The 2,313-nt window shown below is 35.8% G+C and carries 1 protein-coding gene and 1 pseudogene; both read left to right on the top strand.

Annotated features, from left to right (window positions below):
• Nucleotides 1-287 (top strand): autotransporter outer membrane beta-barrel domain-containing protein (locus tag U736_RS11450; protein ID WP_034452323.1); only part of this gene is annotated, 287 nt, incomplete at its 5' end.
• 152 nt (nucleotides 288-439) lie between these two features.
• Nucleotides 440-2,313 (top strand): annotated as a pseudogene (locus U736_RS0110430) (autotransporter outer membrane beta-barrel domain-containing protein); the annotation flags it as partial.

Below are 2,313 nucleotides of genomic sequence, written 5' to 3'. Positions count from 1 at the left end.
TTGGTGGGCGTTTAAGCAAGACACTTAATATTTCTGAAGAGGGACGTGTCGTTTCTTTTTATAGTAAGCTTTCTTATTTGAATAGTTTTGAAGATAAGCAATTTGTTTCTTTTAAAAACGATTTCCAATTAGGTTTTTTTGGTTCTTCTTTGGAAGCGGGGCTTGGTTTTAATGCCAAATTATCTTCGAAATTTGTACTTCATGGAGATATAAATTATCAGCATAGACTGACAAAAGCAGGGTTTTCTGGAATGAGCTTTTCTGGTAGATTACAATATCATTTTTAGTTATCTATGAAATATAGAATAATTTATATATAAGTATATAAGAGTTATATTAATAATTAAGTTAGCTATTTATCGTATATTTATTTTATTTTAAGAAGTTTGTAATATACATTATTTGATTGTTCTTCGTTAATAAATAGGGGTAAGGAAGAATGGTGATAAATGTATTTTACAAACATGCATTTTTATATAATTTTACAACAGCTATTCTTTATTTTTTGCAAATTTCCCATCTTGAAGCTGCTGGAAGTTTATGTGATCCAGAAGCTCCATTTTATAAATGCGATGATAGAAAAACACACTTTCTCGCAGATAAAGTTTATTACTTAAAAAATTCTCAGGAGGCTGCGCCTATTGCAGCTATATATGTAGCAAAGCAAGGCACAATTGTTAATGCGTCTCGTATAACTGTTACGGGTGATAATCCAGATGAAATATCTCAATATGGTGCATTCGTACAAGATAGCGGAAAGCTTATTCTAAGGGATTCAAACTTTAAGGATATCCCCGGTCTTCGTGTTCTAAATGGAGTTATTCAGATGAATGACGGGAAGATTGAGGGAACTTCGCACGCTATTTATGCATCGGGGAAAGAGACGGATGTTGCTTTAGTTCGTGTCAATGTTGAGATTAAACCAGACAATTTGAATGCAAAGGGTATAGGGATTGTAAGTGGTCTTAATGCATTTGTTAGGATGTCAGGTAGCACTGTTACTTTTAATGAGATTGGCGCGTTTTCAACAAAGTTTGGGGGGAGATATCTTCTCGATACCATGACGATTGAGGGAAAAGGAAAAAAATACACTGCTATAGTTGATAATGAAAGTGTCGATAAATTACCAGAGGCTTTTGACATATTGCAAGGTGGGGATGTTCATTTGAGGAGTAGTTCTATTGTGCTTAATGATATGCATGGCTTTTTGGTTAAAAATTTTTCAGCTTTTGTAAATAGTAGAGGCCAGCCTATTCATAATTATGATCTATCAGACGCTTTTAAGAAGACGAATATTGAGATTGAAAGCTCAAATATTTCTGTGCAGGGAAAGGGGGTTTATGGTCTGTATTTTAATCTATTAGATCCAAACACAGTGGCAGAATATTATGGACAAAAAGGTGTTTCAAAAGAGCCAAGAATCACTATGGGAAAGGCATCTGTTCGTTTAAAACAGACAACTTTCACAGTTCCAGATGGTACAGCTATTTATGTTACTGGGCAGGGCGGTTATGGAGCCAGTGTTTCTCTTGATTTATCAGAAGCAACAAAGATCTCTGGTGATTTGTTATTAAAAGCTGAGAAGAACTCTTCTATATCTATTAAAGCAAGCGCTTCTTCCCTTACAGGGGGTGCGCACGTTGAAGATACTTCTACTGCTAGATTAGAATTAACGCGTGGTTCTACTTGGTATCTCACAAAAAGCAAATATAAAGGTTTGCAGGGTTCTGTTTTTACAGATTCATCACTTTCATCTGTGAGTCTTTCTGATAGTACATTTATTTTCAATCGGGATGTATCCAGCGGTTATCAAACATTGCGTATCGGGAATGAACGATACAAGGAGGCATACAATGCGGAGGGTAATGTTCAGATTAAGCTCAGTACGTTTTTGAATGATGATGGTTTGTTTGATTCTCAAAAAACCGATCGTATTTTGATCGATGGAGATGTTTCCGGCACTACACTGCTCGTGATGGAAAATTTTTCCAAAACTTCAGAAAAGGAAGTAAGCGGTGAAGGAAGCAACAGTATTTCACTTATCCAAGTTTCTGGATATGCGCGTGAAGATTCTTTTAAACTAATGGGCGATTATACTGCAATAAATGGTTTGCCTTATCAATATCGTCTTCGTGCTTATGGACCAAGTTCTTCTTTTGGAAAAGCAGATCCTATGAATAGATTAGTTGCAGGAGATCGGGACTTTTGGGATTTTCGTCTCGAGGGTATTTATATTAGTCCTAAACAAGATTCTTCTACGATTTTACCTATTCCACCTTCACCTTCTGCGCCGGTAGATCCTACACCTTCTTC

The sequence above is a fragment of the Bartonella grahamii ATCC 700132 genome (genome assembly GCF_000518085.1).
GTDB classification, from domain to species: domain Bacteria; phylum Pseudomonadota; class Alphaproteobacteria; order Rhizobiales; family Rhizobiaceae; genus Bartonella; species Bartonella grahamii.
Note: the sequence above shows the minus strand (reverse complement) of the source record. Positions and strands in the feature narration are given on the sequence as shown.